The organism is Bartonella sp. AU18XJBT, from assembly GCF_028618595.1.
In the GTDB taxonomy this organism is placed as follows: domain Bacteria; phylum Pseudomonadota; class Alphaproteobacteria; order Rhizobiales; family Rhizobiaceae; genus Bartonella.
The window spans coordinates 1-1930 of the sequence record NZ_JAQITE010000119.1; the positions used below are offsets into that span (position 1 = coordinate 1).

At 41.6% G+C, this 1930-nt stretch carries 1 pseudogene; it reads left to right on the forward strand.

The window, feature by feature from the left end:
• Positions 1-29 precede the first annotated feature (29 nt).
• Positions 30-1930, forward strand: a pseudogene (locus PVV60_RS10370) (hypothetical protein); the annotation flags it as partial.

The following is a 1930-nucleotide window of genomic DNA, read 5'->3' on the forward strand; positions in this document are numbered from 1 at the left end:
TTTTAAGTTTTTTCATTGGAGAGTTTGTTATGAAAAAATTATATGCCCCACAAGCAACGAGTGAATTAAAACGTTCTCGTTTTTCTTTTGTTAAAGTTCTTTCGTTGGCTACAGCGGCTACATTTTTGTCGAATATTATACCTGTTTTCTCAGCAAATTCTGATTTTAGAAACACATTTCTCGAAGGTGTAAAAAGTGCTGGTGTCTCTTATCCACAAAACATCATCTCTGTTGCTGGTTTGAATGCTTCTTCTGTCTCAAAAGACAATTATTTAACAGCACTCAATAAAGCCGGATTAGAAAAGATTAATGCTGCTGATGACTATGCAAATTTTTTAACCAAAACTCTTCTAGGTCCGAGTGATGATAGTTTTATAATAAATGTTTTGACAGCAAACAGTAATAACCTATCGAAAAAAACGTTAAATGCAGAGGAACAGTATAAAAAGTCTTTCGTCAGTTCACGCTCATTTGTGGGTGATAGCTCTACAGCCCAGCAGTTTGTTTACGATGATGAGAATGCAGCGCCTGTTAATGTTTCTGACCTTTTGCGGGGTGGAACTGCAGGAATGCAACGTGCTAAAGACAACAATACTATTTTGGGTGATGGGATTGTTGTGGGAAAAAGCCAGTTGGCTGTTGTTATTGGTGACAATACGTCTGTTAGTGTTGGTGGGAGACAAACATACGGTTCTGTTGTTGTCGGGTATGGTGCAAAAACTGGTAATGGTTGGAATGTTCTTGTCGGTTTTGGGGTGGAAACATCAGCTGGATCGTATGGTTCTGTTGTTTTGGGGCGGGGGGCAAAAACGGAAGGTAAATATAGCATTGCAATCGGTGGTGTTGGAAGTGCTGGATCTAACGAACAGGATATTAATGAAAAAAATAGAGTACTTGCAGCTGGTGATTATGCAATGGCTCTTGGTTACAGCGCAAAGAATTATGCAGAAAAGGGGATTGTGCTTGGTTACAATGCATCTGCAACGAAGGAGGCGCAGTATAGTATTGCTATAGGTAGTCAGGCAAATGCGTTTAGTCAGCATTCGATAGCTATAGGTTCTCAGGCACAGGTGGATAAGGGGGGGGACCGTGGTATTGCTATAGGTTATCAAGCACTGGTATCAAAAGAAGTAGATAGCATTGCTATAGGCTACATGGCTCATGCTGTAGGCAAAGACAGTATCGCAATAGGTTCTGAATATAATGAATCGATGGGGCCAGACGATCATACATTTGCAAAGGGTGATTATTCAACGGCGGTAGGTGCTGTTTCTAAGGCTTTGGGGTATGGTACGACTGCTATTGGTCACCGTGCATATGCGCTTAATAAGCACGCCATTTCTCTTGGGTTTTATTCGAAAGCACAAGCAGAGGGAGGTGTCGCTATAGGTGTTGATTCTGTAGTTTCGGTGAATGATGGTGTTGCTATAGGAAAAGGTTCTGTAGCTGATAGGGCTGCTGGTAAGTTTGGCTATGCTCCTTCGTCGAAGGATGAGGTTGCAAAAAATGACGCATCTCAGTGGAAAAGTACGCTGGGTGTTGTGAGTGTTGGTGGGAGCGGAACGCGACAAATTACAGGCGTAGCAGCTGGTAGTGAAGCGACCGATGCAGTGAATGTTACACAGTTGATAGACATGAAAAGATTCGTAAAAACAAACGGTTGGAAACTCTCTGTTGGTGGTGAAAATGGCAAGACTGTTCTTATAGACGATGAAGTAGATTTTTCTGCTGGAAGTGAAAATTTTAAAATTACCAAAGGTGATAAAGATAATAAGGTACAATTTGATCTGGCTAAAGATGTTGCATTAACGAGCTTAAAGGCAGGCACAACCACCCTAGATGCAACAGGTCTGGTCATTACTGATGGTCCGAAAATAACCACAGGTGGTATTGGTGCTGGAAATAAAAGGGTAACTGGTATTGCATCTGG